Here is a 15,851-nt window from a genome sequence, read left to right on the forward strand (position 1 = left end):
TAATTTAATCTTAATTTAGGGGGAACTTTTATGAGTGATAGTGTTTTAAAAAGGTATGCACTTGCCTATATAAAAGAAACTGGCAGTGACAATGGTGTTCAAGAATTTTTACTTTCTCCTGGTATGCAAAATATTGAGAACTGGAGTGATAAAAATTTTGAAGATGAGTATAAGGAATTTAGGCAACATAACCATAACTAATGGAAGTGATCGATGTGATAGTAGGCAACAACCTACAAGCCCTCAGGTTACACACGTACATGTGCACAATAATAGAGGTTATTTTTGGTATTATTTTCTACTGCGTAGCCTATTTAGTGGTAATACTACAGTGATAAATAACCTTGGTTCCGGTAGCAATAACCAGCCAAACAGAGAAGATAAGAAAAAAGACGCAGAAAAGACAACAGGAAATTATTAGCTTTAGGGATAGTAGCTGTAGTTGCGTGTGTTGCTTTCCATGCTTTAATGTGTGTGTGGTACAACAGCAGCGAAAAGACGGCTAGAGAATCAGAAAAGGTAGATTACCTGGATAATAAACTTAAAATGTTCAGAAATATAGAACTTGCAGTTGGTGCAATTTCTTTAGCAGCTTTGATAGGTTGCACTATTAAGCCAGTCTACCAGTTTGGGGTTTAGTCATTCTTGGCATTAATTCTCTTGTGTGTCTTACTGGTGGTGTGGCTTTTCATATGAAACATGAGAAAGAGTCAGAAAATATTAAGAAGGCTGAAGAAGCGGTAGATAGCTATCCTGGACAAGGGTATGATTATGGAGGTTCTTCTCATGATGCACCACCTCCTTACTTTCCTCAAGATCCTAATACTGCTCCAACTACTCCGCCTTCAAGTGCATTTAGCTATCCTGACCCGAAGCAATATGTTGGAGGTTATAAACAACAATATAGTAGCCAAAGCATAGGTTACTAATCGAGAATACTGATGCAACACGCAGCGGTATAATGGCTTGTCAGATTGCTTGTACGATAGGATATATATTGATTTTTATTACTAGTGCAGATACGATTAAGCTTTAAACAGTACAAAATGGGGCAATTTGAGAGCTTTTACGTCACTACGCCAATATATTACGTAAACGACAAGCCACATATCGGCCACGCATATACTTCCCTTATTTGTGATGTTACAGCTAGATTTATGAAATTAGCTGGAAAGAACGTCAAATTTACTACTGGTACAGATGAACATGGACAGAAAATTGAAAAAGCGGCTAAGGTAAAGGGAATAGAGGCAAAAGAATTTACAGATGAAATAAGTGTTACGTTCAGAAAATTGGCTGAGCTAATGAACTTTGATTATGGTGATTTTATTCGTACCACAGAAGAACGTCATGAAAAAGCAGTTATAGCTCTATGGAATAGGCTTGAAGAGAGAGGGCAAATATATCTGGATTCTTACTCAGGTTGGTATTCAGTTCGTGATGAAGCGTTTTACCAAGAATCGGAGTTGATAGATGGCAGAGCACCAACAGGTGCTGAAGTTCAGTGGATAAAAGAAGAGAGCTACTTTTTTCGTTTGTCAAGTTGGCAAAATAAATTACTAGAGTTATACGAAAATCAGCCGAATTTCATCTTTCCTGAGAGCAGAAAAAACGAGGTGGTATCGTTTGTAAAATCAGGACTTACTGACCTTTCGATTTCTCGTACTAGTTTTAATTGGGGTATAAAAGTACCAGGGAATGACAAGCACGTAATTTATGTTTGGATAGATGCGCTCACTAACTATCTCACATCAATAGGCTTTCCTAATATAGAAGATGAGGAATATAAGAAGTTTTGGACGAACTCCTTCAACGTTCATGTGATCGGTAAAGACATATTGCGTTTTCATGCTGTATACTGGCCAGCTATTCTTCTTGCAGCAGATTTATCACTGCCAAAGCAAATTGCAGTTCATGGTTGGTGGCTGAACGAGGGGGAAAAAATATCCAAATCCCTTGGTAACGTTATAGATCCAATTGGTCTGGCAGAAGAGTTTGGTGTTGATCAACTGCGCTATTTTCTCCTTCGGGAAGCAAGTTTCGGTCAAGATGGTAATTTCAGTAAGAAGAACATGATCAGCCGCATAAACTCAGATCTGGCAAACAATATAGGAAATTTAGTGCAAAGAACAATTTCATTTCTGCACAAGCAATGCTTTGGAGTTGTACCAGTGGTAGATCGTAATTTGCTCAAAAATGATGAGAGTTTACCAAATTGCAAAGCCATACTTGATCAAGTAATGGATCATCTATCAAAGTATGAATTTAACCAGATTATTCTCCTGATTATCAATATCTCTTCCAAGGCCAATGCTTACATAGATAAAAGTGCACCCTGGACGTTAAGAAAAACCGATAGAAAGCTCATGGATTTAGTAATCTATAAATTACTGGAATATATAAGGATAATTGGCATTTTACTGCAGCCAATTGCTCCAAAGTCAGCAAAAATGATACTCGGTCAGTTGCAAATTCCAAAAGAACAACGTGATTTAAAATCTCTGTGCAACGCATACGTAGGTTTAGACATTACACTGCCTAAACCTACGCCGATTTTTTTGAGGATCGATAGTAAGCCGTTACAAGACCAGATTGAGTCGGCCGTTCTGTAGTTAGCCTTTTTAATTCAGCAGAGTCAGAAAAAGTTCCTTGGCGTTTTGATGTATCTATACCGTTACAACTTTGATGCTAAAGCTACTACTATAACTGATGCGTACGTTGCAATACTACTAAATTTTACAATCTGAGTATCTTGTTGTTTACATTTAGTACAATACATAATAGATGCAGCTCCAACACAAGCAGCTCCAGCAATTAAGGCAATTTTTGACTAAAGTCTTTGTTATAACCTTGGTTAAATCCTTCACTGTAGCCTTTTTTGTAGCCCTCCATATAACCATCTTCATAACTTTTTTTTTGTTGTGCAAAAAAAAACATAAGCGTATGTAAATAATGCTCCTCCTGCAGCGTAAAATATACCCTATATTCCAGGTTTGATTATGTCTGGAACAAGCCTAACGCCATTCTTTATTTCTTGTACTATAGAAATTGTTGTTAAGCTCTCTATGTTAAAATCATTGATATTCATTTCTTTTTATAAAAAATTAAGCTATATACTTTATATCTTAACATTAATTTAGTTTTAAAATAAACTAATATTTTAATATAAGTTTTCTCTTTTGTAGAGAATCTGCTTTTTCTTGTTTTGTCTGAACTTAGAAAATTTTTACTGTCCCAAATTTGGGAGAAAAACCCTGGACCATCCTTTTAAGAATATAATTTAAAGGTGAAAAATCTCAAAGAATGTGGAATATTATAGAAAAAGCAGTCACTCTGTATATATATATCACATAGTGTGGATAACAAAATATCGATATCCAGTATTAGTTGGAGATATTGGACAGAAAGCTAAAGAAGTTGTACAAGAAGTATGTGCAAATAATCAAGTAGAGAGGTAGAATTGCGTCAACATGTATACGTTTCTGTACCCCCATACTTAAGTATTAGTAGGTTAGTGCAGTTAATAAAAGGAAAAAGTTCCAGAAAAAATCCAGCAAAACTTTCCAGAGCTGAAAAAAGATACTGGGTTATGGACATTTGTCAGAACTAGCGGAAATGTAACTGACGAAATGATAAAAAATTATATTGAAAATCACTCTAAAAAAGAAGATAAATTCGGTAGATCAAAAGTTAGCATTACATACTCTCTCAATCTTTGGATTTCAATCCATAGTGGTTGAATCTAAATAGGTAAATTTACGTTACCTAAATTAGTTGCTTGTTATGAAAAATAGATCAGCAAATTTTCAATCAACAACAGCTAAAGACCTTTCTGCAACGTTGATTTCTCTTATATCTGTAACTTCGTCATTCTTATTAAACGAAATTTGCAGAGACCTGCTACTGTACTTCCTCTTTCCCAAGAAGTTAGCTTGTTTAATTTTATATGAGACATAGTACCAAACATTTTCGTCGAACTTTGATACTAATGTTGGTGATCCTAAAGTATGAACCACTTTTTCTCTATCATCACCTACTTTTATTTTGCTCCACAGTTCAACATTAACGCCAGGAACTCCGTGATTATGAATAGTGTGAGTACAGCTCACTGTAAATAACAAAACAGAAAATATTAATACTCGCATTTCGTCAATTAATTGTTTGAAATCACAATACACTGATAAACTATCTGTTGTCAAATTTCAAAAAAGTTAATCTGCCGAAAAAATCATATCTCCACCCCTTGAATAGTTTATCTATCTGCCCAGATATTGAGCCAGCTAACTCAGCTTTTGATGAAATTAACTTTCTTGATATGTTATTTTCCTTACATTTGCTCTCCAAAATAATCGAGAGTATATCAAATATTGACTGATTCTCAATATCATTTAGTATAATATTTACTTAAAAATAATTAGGTACATTATGTCATTGCTAGAAGCAGATCCAATATACAAGCCTTTTAATTATCCTTGGGCATATGATGCATGGTTGCAGCAACAAAGGATACACTGGATACCTGAAGAAGTTCCGCTTGCTGATGATGTGAAAGATTGGAAAACTAAACTTTCGAATGTAGAGAAAAATTTATTGACCCAGATTTTTAGGTTTTTTACTCAAGCAGATATTGAAGTAAATAACTGCTATATGAGGCATTATTCAAATATATTTAAGCCAACAGAAATATGTATGATGCTTGCAAGCTTTTCCAATATGGAGACTATACACATTGCAGCCTATTCATACCTTCTAGATACGATTGGCATGCCAGAAAGTGAATATCAAGCATTCTTGAAATATGATGCTATGAGAAAGAAGTATGAATACATGTTAGAATTTGAGGAAAGTAAAAAGCACGATGAAAAACATGTTGCTAAAACTTTAGCAGTATTTGGTGCCTTCACTGAAGGATTGCAGTTATTTGCATCATTTGCAATTTTGCTCAATTTTCAACGGTTTGGAAAAATGAAAGGTATGGGGCAAATCATTGCTTGGTCAGCACGTGACGAAACCTTGCACACCAATTCAATTATCAATTTGTTCAATACGTTTATTAAAGAGAATAATGAAATTTGGAATGACGAGTTCAAAGAAGAATTATATTCTGCATGTCGCACTATTGTTGAACTTGAAGATGAATTTATAAGTCTTGCTTTTGATTTAGGAGATGTTGAAGGGCTATCTGCAGGGGAAGTGCGCAATTATATACGTTACATAGCAAACAGAAGGTTAACGCAATTAGGTCTTAAATCTATATACAATGTTAAGGACAACCCTATTCCGTGGCTTGATGAAATATTAAATGGCGTGGAACATACAAATTTCTTTGAAAATAGAGTAACAGAGTATAGCCGTGCAGCAACTCAAGGCACTTGGGAGGAAGCTTTTGCTAAAAACGATACAAAAAGTGAATAGCAGTAACTTCACCCTTTTTTATCGTTTCAACGGAAGCTTGCGATACATATCACAGGTGGAAGGAGGAAGAATTTGATATAAATCATCTATTTAGCCTAGAGAAAAGAGAGTATAGATATAAGGTTACATTATTGCATGTAATAGTTGGACATTTTGATTGCTTAGAGGAGGAGAAGAAGTTAATTAGACAAAGGTGCTAATGTTAATGCACGAGATTCTTTTGGAAAAACTCCTTTGCACAATAGTCGTGACAAAGAGGTGACACAAATTTTACTAGATGCAGGTACTAATCTTTTTATAAAGGATCACTATGGAATAACTGCAAGAAAACATGCCCGTGATGAATCAAAGCAGCTTTTAAAAAAGGCAGAAGATAAATACAAGCATAAAACAATGAAATTTGGTGCTATTTTTGGTATTACGGCTGGAATGGGAGTTGGTAGTGGACTTTTTGCTGCTTCGGCTTTTATTGGCACAGCTTTATATATATAATTGAGAATAAAAAAAACTGTAGATAACTCTGAAAAAGATCAAATGATAAATATCTTAATACTTTTTAAAAAAAAAAGACAAATAAAGGACTATGCTAGAACTAAAAATTGAAATTTTAAGTGTTTTTAAAGTAGCAATTTACGTACTAATCCGAAGGTTCAACAGGTTGTTGTTTAAAAGATTGGGAAATAGTTTTATTAGTATTAAAAATTACATAATACGTATTATGGAAAATACAAGAAACACAAGCTTTTAGCAGGAGAAAAAGACCATTCCTTACTCCCTTATTGGCTCTTATTAGAAAAATATTAAAATCACAACTAAAAAAGATTAAAGTTGATGTAATTTTTTTAGAGTTGTCCACTTTATTATGAATCTCCGAAGTACTCATAATGCGTAAAATATGTATTTCTCTGGGTTATCAACTGAGTTATTCACAATACTGTGGATAACTATCACAAACACTTAAACAAGAAAAATGGGCTTTTACTCGAGTAGATATTTTATAACGTCTTAATACTAACTCCACCGACATATAAATTTGCGTGGCTTTTTCCAGTATTAAGCAATGCAAGTCCAATATTGTCGACACTAGAGCGTAGTTCTCCTACTTCTTCATTATGTTCACTGATTACTTTAGTACCAATATTTGGAAGTGCATTTTTTCCCTCAACAAGGTAAAGTTTCCTTCTGAATTTTTCTTGTCTGCTCATTCGATTTACAACTTCCTGACCTATATAGCACCCTTTATTAAAGCTTATACCATTTATCTTATCGATTAAATATTGCAGCGGAAATGATGAATTTTGCACCATATCTTTTGCTCCATCTGGGACAAGGTTTCTAATTCTAACTTTTTCATACTGAATAAAATCTCCAACCGGTTCTTTTATTTCATCTTCATGTATGATCCTCATTCCTAGCAGCTTGTGCCTTGGATCTTGAAAAATAACTTGTGACTTACTACTACACTCCGTCAACTGAGCATCAAACAAAACTCCAACCTTATATAGTGAGCTAATGTCTTTAATCCTCACTCTAAGGTAAGTTTTGAGCAAGTCTAATTTTTCAATTATTTGCTGTAGATGGGAATTTTCACACTCTAAATAAATATATTTATCATGCTCAATGAGGAAAAAATCGTACAGATATTTTCCCTGAGGGTTGAGTAATAAAGAGTAAATTGCCTGCTGGCTACTTAGTTTATTAATATCATTTGTTATAACACCCTGAAGAAAATCTCTCGTATCTGGTCCGTATAAAGATACTAGACTACGGTTTGCTAGCGGTATGTAACCCATAAAACTTCTGTTCAAACCTTAATTATACACTTTTACTAACTCCAACCCTTGAAATGTAACCTTTAGATGACTACATATAGCCGTAGGTTAATCTATTAATGAGGAAGCATAAATGTCAAGTGTAAATTTGAATGTATTAGACGATAACGTGCTAATAAAGCCCATTACTGAAGAAAAACAAGGTGGAATTGTACTACCATCAAGTGCTGAAAAGAAGCCTACTAAAGGTGAAGTTATAGCAATTGGTAGTGGTTCACGCAGCCCAAGCGGAGAGCGTATGGCTTTAACTGTAAAAGCTGGTGATAAGGTTTTCTACAGGCAGTGGGCTGGAACAGAAGTAGAGCATGATAATGAAAAGTATGTCGTGATGAAGGAGTCAGACCTACTTGCTGTTATCAAGTAGGTATCCCTATTTTACTAAACTAATGCGCTACATAGTGCATTATGTATTTTAATATTCTAAATTTATTAATTTGAGGAGTGATAAAAATGGCTAACATAGTAGTATCAGGCGAACAGTTGCAAGAAGCCTTTCGTGAAGTTGCAACAATGGTTGACTCAACGGTGGGAGCAACTGCAGGCCCTAGGGGAAATACAGTAGGAATTAGCAAGCCATATGGTGGACCAGAGGTCACAAAGGATGGCTATAAGGTAATGAAAGGTATAAAGCCTGAAAAACCATTACACTCTGCGATAGTAAGCACCATTGCTCAAAGTGCTTCTCAGTGTAATGACAAAGTTGGTGATGGTACCACAACATGCTCAATACTGACTAGCAACATGATAATGGAAGCTTCAAAGTCAATTGCAGCTGGAAATGATCGTATTTGTATCAAAAATGGAATACAGAAGGCAAAAGATGTGATACTAAAGGAAATTACATCAATGTCTCGCACAATTTCTTTAGAGAAAATGGATGAAGTTGCACAAGTTGCAATAATTTCTGCAAATGGTGATAAAGATATTGGTAATAGCATTGCTGATGCTGTTAAAAAGGTTGGAAAAGAAGGCGTCATCACTGTTGAAGAGAGTAAGGGTTCAAAAGAGTTAGAAGTTGAACTTACAACTGGTATGCAGTTTGACCGTGGTTACCTCTCTCCATACTTTGTTACAAATAATGAAAAGATGAGCGTGGAGCTTGATGATCCATATTTGCTGATTACAGAAAAAAAACTTAATATTATTCAACCTTTACTTCCTATTCTTGAGGCTATTTTTAAGTCTGGTAAACCTTTGTTTATCATTGCAGAAGATGTTGAAGGTGAAGCATTAAGCACTTTAGTGATCAACAAATTACGTGGTCTAAAAGTTGCTGCAGTAAAAGCTCCAGGTTTTGGTGATAGGAGAAAGGAGATGCTCGAAGACATAGCAGCTTTAACAGGTGCTAAGTATGTCATAAAAGATGAGCTTGGAATCAAGATGGAAGATTTGACTCTTGAAGATCTTGGTACTGCTAAAAATGTTAAAATCACTAAAGACAATACCACAATTGTTAGTGAAGACAGCGACTGTGATAAACAAAGCAGAGTAAATGCTAGAATTAACCAGATTAAATCTCAGATTGAAACTTCAACCTCTGATTATGATAAAGAAAAGCTGAGAGAGCGTTTAGCGAAATTATCAGGCGGTGTTGCTGTGCTCAAAGTTGGTGGAGCAACCGAAGTAGAAGTAAAAGAACGCAGAGATAGAGTTGAAGATGCACTTCATGCAACAAGAGCCGCAATTGAAGAAGGGATAGTTCCAGGTGGGGGAGTTGCACTTCTTTACGCTGCATCTGCTCTTGACAAGCTAAAAGCTTCAAGCGATGAAGAGCAAATAGGTATCAACATTGTCAAAAAAGTTCTCAGTGCTCCAATCAAAAGATTGGTTAAAAATGCTGGTCTTGAATCTGCTGTTGTAATTGACTATTTGATTAAGCAGAATGATAAAGAGCTTATATACAACGTTGAGGCTATGAACTACGCTAATGCATCAACAGCTGGTGTAATTGATCCAGCAAAAGTAGTTCGTATTGCTTTTGAAACGGCAGTGTCTGTAGCAAGCGCACTTATTACTACTGAATCTATGATAGTTGATCTACCAAACAAAGAAGAAAATGCTTCATCACCTATGGGTGCAGGAGCAATGGGCGGAATGGGTGGATTCTAAGTAAACAAGAGCCTTGGAGCAATTGCTCCAAGGTATCTTTCTAGTTCTAAAAAGTCTTACATTTATAAAGGAAATAAATCTTTGGTTTTCTATGCAAAGCCGCTATTTTTTATAAAAGTTGTAATTGCTAGTACATTTCTATTAGAATGATATTATATCAACAAATGATTTATATAATGTTTTTATTCTAATAGATAGAACTTAAATTATTTTCTTCATAAATAGAGCGTTTATAAAAATGCGTATATACTCAATCCTACTTTTACTTTTTTCTTGCACTCAATTGTGCGCTGAAGAAGAAGTTGCAAAATTTGATCTGCTCATTGGTGAGGTAAATAAAGCAAACCTCACCATTGAAGGCGCAATAAAGGTTACAATAAAATCAGGTTGGCATATATATTACAAAGACCCTGGAGATTTCGGCCTTCCTACTTCTTTTGACTGTCAGGGTAACATATCAAATATAGATATTCATTGGCCTACTCTCAAGGAACATGAAGATAAAGTTGGGGAAGTTACATTTGTTAGTAACATATATGAAGATATGGTGTTATTTCCCTTTAAAACTAATATCATTCCAAATCAGGAATACGCTGATATTAACTTTCATGTAAAGTACGCAATATGTAAAGATAGGTGTATCCCTAAAAATGCCGAGATAAAAACCAGTCAACCACTAAAGGATTTTATGGATTCCGATATCAATAAACTCATAAATGAGTGGTATGAAAAATAGGATTTTAGCAGGCTTACTATAGCTTTTATAGTGTTACTTCTCATATTTTGCTATATACTCGAGTGAAAATCTCTCTTTTACAGATGGATACAGTAAAGTTTGTTTTATTACTGCCAACAATACTACTCATACTAGTTGCTGGTGTTTACCTATCGGTTAAACTAAAATGGTTACAGGTGTTTAGACTACCGTATGCCGTTTCACTTATTGGAGCTAAAAGAGGAGAAAATAAATTTTCTTCTATAGCTGCCCTGTTTACAATCTTAGGAGGAAATTTAGGAGTAGGAAACGTTTCAGGCACTGCTGTTGCTCTAAAAACCGGAGGACCAGGATCCATTTTATGGATGGCAATAATTATTGTTGTTACTTCTGTGATAAAATATGTTACTTGTTACCTAAGTATAAAAACCAGAAAAGAAAAAAATGGACGGTTTATAGGTGGACCTGTAGCCTACATGACTGATGCATTTAATTCTAGAAAAGCTACAGTTGTGTTTCTAGTTATTATGATGATGGTTTCAATAACAGTTGGTAACCTTGTTCAGGTAAATTCTCTATCAATACCACTCAGCATGGTAGATATACCTGTAGTCATTGGCGGCATTGTAATGGCCATAATATTTTTTGTTGTTTCAGCTCTCAGCTTAAAAAAAATTAAAATTTTTATATCGGCTATAATACCGATAATGACGGTAAGTTACCTCACACTTTGCGGTATCATATTATTTAAGTTTAGTGAAAATATTCTTCCTTCTCTAAAACTAATAACAAGCAATTTTTTTACAACTAGTAGCTTTAACTCTGGCTTATCTTTAGGTTTAATTTTAGAAATGTTGACTATTATTCAAGTAGGAACTCTGCGAGGTATTTTTGCAACAGATATAGGACTTGGCCTCGAAGGAATTGTACACTCCTCGATTACTCCTAAAAAAAATAACAATAAATTTATCATTGAACAGAGTCTAATCACAATAATATCTCCTTTTATAGTTGCACTCATAGTGTTCATTACAGCAATGGTACTGCTTGTCACAGATTCTTGGATTACTGATTTAGAGAGCACTAACGTGTGCATTTTTGCTTTTAGAAAAGCTATGAATTGGCCCTATACTGACTATTTAATTATGGCTATAATGTTTTGTTTTGCCTTTACTACTATCTTTACTTGGTTTTTTTGTTCAAAACAAACAATACGCTATGTATCTATGGATAATAAATACACTAAAATCTGGACTGTAGTTTTTACCTTAATCATTCCATTTGGTGCAATCGGTGGAGTTAAGTTACTCTGGGATATCGCTGATATTTCAATTGCTGCTTTGCTGCTCATAAACATACTTGCTATACTCAAGCTCACTTCTCAAGATCCAGAAGTATTTACTATGAGTAGCAAATACTTGAAGTTGTAAAAACAGAGCTAAAGCAATATTTTAAGTTATCATCCCAATCTGGAATCCGGTCTTTCATGAACTTCATCAAAAATCTTATGTTTTAACATAATACTTTTATGCTCACTAACTGAGTGACACTGGATCCCAGTGTCAGCTACTCAAATGACATATTTTGGTGAAAATTACTCTTATATTACAACGTTTGTAGTTATGAATTTGACTATAGGATCAAGTCTAGAAAAATCTAGATTCCAGACTGGAATAACAACTTAAATTGCTTGATGTGAACATAAAATAGCTCATGTCATCACGTCAGCAATACAACATCTTTAATAAAAACTAAATCAATTCCCGTGATAATTGTACTAGCTAAGGCTAAAAGGCAGAGGGTTATTAGTGAGGGAAATATGAATACTCAAAGCACACAACAATATCATGAATTCATTCGAGGATTTTTTATTTTATTCGATGAAATAAAAAAGGAAGACGACCCAATTTATAATTCCAGAGTTGGTTTTAATGCAGTAAAGTTTCTAATAAACCACTCCATCTGGAATTTGGAGACAGATGAAGACAAAAATAAAGCTTATGAAGTTATTCTTCCAGAGCAGAACAAGATGAAGAAAGCCGAACAAAAGCTTGAAAGTGAAGTTAAAGCAAGGTTAAAAGAGTATGTTGATGATATCGCAGGAGTTTCAATATATGGTGATCACACAAGTATTACACTGCGAGATAACAAAAAAGAGTTTAAAATCAGCGAGTTTTTAAATAGTGACTTTTATCGGAAGAAAGGAATTTCGGGATTTTCAACGCTGCATAGTAATGGAAAGAGCGGAATGCACGGTTTTGTTGCCGAAGAAGGAGAGAAAAGAATAAGGCATTATGTTGTAACCGATGGTTCATATGAAATGACTTTGAATTGGCATGACAAAAATGGAAAAAAATGTACTATCAAAATCAATATTGATAAAGATGGTGTAGATCTCACTGAACGTAATGGTGTTACTGAGGAACAATTAAAAGCAAACACAGATATAAAAATAGGTGGCTTATTCCTATATCAAATACAATTCAAGGAAAAAGGACAAGAACAAGAGAATCAACAATCATCTGAAACTTTCATGGAAAGTGATATTAGTAAAGGTGTTGGCGTTCAAGCTACTCAAGATCAAGAAGTTGAGTTTAAGCATGCAACGACTAGCACTACAAATTCTAATAACGCATCTGCTAAAAAGATTCCACCGTCACTTCCACCTAGAGCTAGTTCATTACCTAATAATCAGAAAAAAGATGAGTATCAGCCAATACGGATTAATAGTGGAAATAACGACAATTCTCCATATTCTGATGCTTCTTCAAGCAGTACTATTTTCACCAAGTCTGTAATCTACAATCAAGATAATACACAAGAAGATAAACGGTATGACAATCCTATGAATCAACAATCATCTGAAACTTTCATGGAAAGTGATATTAGTAAAGGTGTTGGCGTTCAAGCTACTCAAGATCAAGAAGTTGAGTTTAAGCATGCAACGACTAGCACTACAAATTCTAATAACGCATCTGCTAAAAAGATTCCACCGTCACTTCCACCTAGAGCTAGTTCATTACCTAATAATCAGAAAAAAGATGAGTATCAGCCAATACGGATTAATAGTGGAAATAACGACAATTCTCCATATTCTGATGCTTCTTCAAGCAGTACTATTTTCACCAAGTCTGTAATCTACAATCAAGATAATACACAAGAAGATAAACGGTATGACAATCCTATGAATCAACAATCATCTGAAACTTTCATGGAAAGTGATATTAGTAAAGGTGTTGGCGTTCAAGCTACTCAAGATCAAGAAGTTGAGTTTAAGCATGCAACGACTAGCACTACAAATTCTAATAACGCATCTGCTAAAAAGATTCCACCGTCACTTCCACCTAGAGCTAGTTCATTACCTAATAATCAGAAAAAAGATGAGTATCAGCCAATACGGATTAATAGTGGAAATAACGACAATTCTCCATATTCTGATGCTTCTTCAAGCAGTACTATTTTCACCAAGTCTGTAATCTACAATCAAGATAATACACAAGAAGATAAACGGTATGACAATCCTATGAATCAACAATCATCTGAAACTTTCATGGAAAGTGATATTAGTAAAGGTGTTGGCGTTCAAGCTACTCAAGATCAAGAAGTTGAGTTTAAGCATGCAACGACTAGCACTACAAATTCTAATAACGCATCTGCTAAAAAGATTCCACCGTCACTTCCACCTAGAGCTAGTTCATTACCTAATAATCAGAAAAAAGATGAGTATCAGCCAATACGGATTAATAGTGGAAATAACGACAATTCTCCATATTCTGATGCTTCTTCAAGCAGTACTATTTTCACCAAGTCTGTAATCTACAATCAAGATAATACACAAGAAGATAAACGGTATGACAATCCTACATTTGGACATTCTGTACCTGGAAGCCGAAAATCAGATGAAAGTGAGCAAATATCTAATAATCGGCAAGAAGGTGCAATTTTTGATCCTACAGCTACTGAAAGCGCTGCAACAGCACAAGACGTTGCATTGAAAAAAGTTAAAGAATCACGCAATACTGGAAATAAGCAACCGCTAAACGAAGATGAGTATATAACGCTTTCAAATCCTCAATCAGATTATAAACAAGAAAAAGATTATCTTAGCACTAAGGAAAACGAAGAAAGAGGAAACGATAAACAAAAAGAAACCGAAGATAAATTACAAGAAAATGAATCTCTAGAATATAGCTCAACAGACATAAAAACAAACGATTCGGGCTATTCATCTCCAACTCACTCTAACCATGAAAAATCTCAAGTAAATTCTGGACAGTTAAAAGCAAGCCTAATGAATGTTGAACAAAGAGATGATACCCTACTTACGGAATTTACCAGTAAGTTGGATAAAGAAACTCAGAAATTCCTGCTAAAACCAGTAAATCAAAAGAAAATGAGTGGGCAAACAAAAGAACATTTATTAGCAGCTGGATTGCTAAAAGACAATTCAGCGGAGAAAGAAATAAACGACTCAGGTTACTCATCTCCAACTTACACTAGCCTCTATAATTTTCAGGTCAATTCTGAGCAATTAGAGAAGAGATTAGAAACCATTGAACCAAAAGATACATTGGAAAAATTGAATAAAGGATTGAGAGAACCTTCACACCAGGCTACTAAAGATTTATTCTCAGAAAGTATGTTGAAAGAAATAAAAGAAGGTAAAGAATATAACCCTGTACGTAAGTTATTAGAAAGAAAAGTGGCAGAACAAGAAGCAGAACAAGAAAATGATAATACTAATCTGACTATAGACAAAAATAGCGAACTATATAAATTGCTAGAAAAAGATGCAGAACAACTGAAAGCTGGAATAGTAGAAGAGGAAAGAAAAGATACTTTAACAGAACGCGATGATAGTACTGATCGCAATAGAATTGCATTAGCAAATAGAAATAGAATATGGGCTAAACTTATTGCTGAAGAAAAACAAAAAAAGGATAGTGGTATTAGTATAGGTTAAAGTAATTACTTAGCAAGCAATGGGTTTCATGTAATGGTAACCCTATTACAGAAGAGTATGAGCCACGTAAAAATAATACAAACATTCCTGCAAGACCTTGTATGTTGCACCCCCCTGCCCTGTTTTTCCACTCTTCTGATGCTAAATAATATTTAATTTCTTGTTCGCTGAGACGCTTAAATTTCACTATTGTAACTACAGTCCTAATATGCTGTTTAGATTGATCAGGAGTTAATAAACACACACTGGTGTATACTCTATGCCTTCTTCCTGATAGCAAGCGAACGCATTTTTCTGCTTGCTCAACGTTTTCAGCTTTGAGCAGTATCCTTCTACCACAAGCAACAACTGTATCAACACCAAGCACAAAGTAATTTGGATTTGCACTTTGTATTTTCTCGGCTTTACTTTTTGCCATACGGATTGAGTAATCTTTTGGCAGCTCTTTCTTCACAGGCGATTCATCTGTATCTGCTGGCAAAACTAAACCTGGCTTAATATTCATTTGTTTTAGTAAGGCTACTCGCCTTTCTGATGATGAAGCAAGAATAAGATTATCTAGAGATTGTTCTATCACTTGAGCCTTTTTATTATCCTACCCTTTCTTGCATTCCTATCGTAAATACTCATCTCAACTAACACTCTATCGCCTATAATGATACGTATTTTACTTCTTCTCACTCTTCCTGATACATGACAGATAATCTCATGCTCATTGTCCAGCTTCACTCTAAATTCTGCTGCAGGTAGTAAAGCAGTTACTGCCCCTTCCACTTCAAAAATTGTTTTTGATTTGTCTTCTTTCATCATTGTCGCA

General features: G+C 34.7%; 16 protein-coding genes and 2 pseudogenes. 13 read left to right on the top strand and 5 right to left on the bottom strand.

Annotation, left to right across the window (positions count from 1 at the left end; translation table 11 throughout):
• Window positions 1-30: 30 nt before the first annotated feature.
• From wTKK_RS01675 to tnpA, 6 genes and pseudogenes are all read left to right on the top strand, one after another.
• On the top strand, window positions 31-201 hold the full coding sequence (locus tag wTKK_RS01675; protein ID WP_407511701.1) for a hypothetical protein: 171 nt from the start codon (window positions 31-33) through the stop codon (window positions 199-201).
• Window positions 164-421 (top strand): hypothetical protein, encoded by a 258-nt coding sequence (locus wTKK_RS01680; RefSeq protein WP_407511702.1) that lies wholly within the window; start codon window positions 164-166, stop codon window positions 419-421. Before wTKK_RS01675 ends, wTKK_RS01680 begins: the two co-directional genes overlap by 38 nt.
• A 53-nt stretch (window positions 422-474) precedes the next feature.
• Complete coding sequence (locus wTKK_RS01685) at window positions 475-639, top strand: hypothetical protein (RefSeq protein ID WP_407511703.1); 165 nt, start codon at window positions 475-477, stop codon at window positions 637-639.
• A 53-nt stretch (window positions 640-692) separates the two neighbouring features.
• Window positions 693-929 carry a hypothetical protein gene (locus tag wTKK_RS01690; RefSeq protein WP_407511704.1) on the top strand — a complete coding sequence of 79 codons (237 nt, stop codon included), beginning with the start codon at window positions 693-695 and terminating at the stop codon, window positions 927-929.
• A 117-nt stretch (window positions 930-1,046) separates the two neighbouring features.
• Window positions 1,047-2,612, top strand: coding sequence for a methionine--tRNA ligase (gene metG / locus wTKK_RS01695; RefSeq protein WP_407511705.1), 1,566 nt, complete (start codon window positions 1,047-1,049; stop codon window positions 2,610-2,612).
• A gap of 693 nt (window positions 2,613-3,305) precedes the next feature.
• A pseudogene (gene tnpA, locus wTKK_RS01700) lies at window positions 3,306-3,740 on the top strand (IS200/IS605 family transposase).
• A 66-nt stretch (window positions 3,741-3,806) separates the two neighbouring features.
• Here tnpA and wTKK_RS01705 read toward each other — a convergent pair.
• A complete protein-coding gene (locus wTKK_RS01705) occupies window positions 3,807-4,145 on the bottom strand; it encodes an outer membrane protein assembly factor BamE (protein ID WP_407511740.1) in 339 nt (112 codons plus the stop codon).
• Window positions 4,146-4,215: 70 nt separating this feature from the next.
• A pseudogene (locus wTKK_RS01710) lies at window positions 4,216-4,371 on the bottom strand (ribonuclease D); the annotation flags it as partial.
• Window positions 4,372-4,425: 54 nt separating this feature from the next.
• Here wTKK_RS01710 and wTKK_RS01715 point away from each other — a divergent pair.
• The gene (locus tag wTKK_RS01715) at window positions 4,426-5,415 is read left to right on the top strand and encodes a ribonucleotide-diphosphate reductase subunit beta (protein WP_407511706.1); all 990 of its coding nucleotides are present in this window, start codon (window positions 4,426-4,428) and stop codon (window positions 5,413-5,415) included.
• Window positions 5,416-5,649: 234 nt separating this feature from the next.
• Complete coding sequence (locus wTKK_RS01720; RefSeq protein ID WP_407511707.1) at window positions 5,650-5,907, top strand: hypothetical protein; 258 nt, start codon at window positions 5,650-5,652, stop codon at window positions 5,905-5,907.
• Between the two features lie 503 nt (window positions 5,908-6,410).
• Here wTKK_RS01720 and ygfZ read toward each other — a convergent pair.
• Window positions 6,411-7,208 (bottom strand): CAF17-like 4Fe-4S cluster assembly/insertion protein YgfZ, encoded by a 798-nt coding sequence (gene ygfZ, locus wTKK_RS01725; RefSeq protein WP_407511708.1) that lies wholly within the window; start codon window positions 7,206-7,208, stop codon window positions 6,411-6,413.
• Between the two features lie 112 nt (window positions 7,209-7,320).
• On the opposite strand from ygfZ, the gene wTKK_RS01730 reads away from it, so the two are divergent.
• From wTKK_RS01730 to wTKK_RS01750, 5 genes are all read left to right on the top strand, one after another.
• Window positions 7,321-7,611 carry a co-chaperone GroES gene (locus wTKK_RS01730; RefSeq protein WP_407511709.1) on the top strand — a complete coding sequence of 97 codons (291 nt, stop codon included), beginning with the start codon at window positions 7,321-7,323 and terminating at the stop codon, window positions 7,609-7,611.
• An 86-nt stretch (window positions 7,612-7,697) separates the two neighbouring features.
• Window positions 7,698-9,356 (top strand): chaperonin GroEL, encoded by a 1,659-nt coding sequence (gene groL / locus wTKK_RS01735; protein ID WP_407511710.1) that lies wholly within the window; start codon window positions 7,698-7,700, stop codon window positions 9,354-9,356.
• Between the two features lie 232 nt (window positions 9,357-9,588).
• Window positions 9,589-10,092, top strand: a complete 504-nt coding sequence (locus tag wTKK_RS01740) for a protein-disulfide reductase DsbD domain-containing protein (RefSeq protein ID WP_407511741.1) — start codon at window positions 9,589-9,591, stop codon at window positions 10,090-10,092.
• An 83-nt stretch (window positions 10,093-10,175) separates the two neighbouring features.
• Window positions 10,176-11,501 carry an alanine:cation symporter family protein gene (locus tag wTKK_RS01745; RefSeq protein ID WP_407511711.1) on the top strand — a complete coding sequence of 442 codons (1,326 nt, stop codon included), beginning with the start codon at window positions 10,176-10,178 and terminating at the stop codon, window positions 11,499-11,501.
• 389 nt (window positions 11,502-11,890) lie between these two features.
• Window positions 11,891-15,034: a hypothetical protein gene (locus tag wTKK_RS01750; protein WP_407511712.1), complete on the top strand. Its 3,144-nt coding sequence runs from the start codon at window positions 11,891-11,893 to the stop codon at window positions 15,032-15,034.
• Here wTKK_RS01750 and wTKK_RS01755 read toward each other — a convergent pair.
• Window positions 15,021-15,611, bottom strand: coding sequence for a Maf family nucleotide pyrophosphatase (locus tag wTKK_RS01755; protein ID WP_407511713.1), 591 nt, complete (start codon window positions 15,609-15,611; stop codon window positions 15,021-15,023). The genes wTKK_RS01750 and wTKK_RS01755 overlap by 14 nt on opposite strands.
• On the bottom strand, window positions 15,608-15,844 hold the full coding sequence (gene infA / locus wTKK_RS01760) for a translation initiation factor IF-1 (protein ID WP_407511714.1): 237 nt from the start codon (window positions 15,842-15,844) through the stop codon (window positions 15,608-15,610). Before infA ends, wTKK_RS01755 begins: the two co-directional genes overlap by 4 nt.
• Between the last annotated feature and the right edge of the window lie 7 nt (window positions 15,845-15,851).

This window comes from Wolbachia endosymbiont of Trichogramma kaykai, from assembly GCF_045765165.1.
In the GTDB taxonomy this organism is placed as follows: domain Bacteria; phylum Pseudomonadota; class Alphaproteobacteria; order Rickettsiales; family Anaplasmataceae; genus Wolbachia.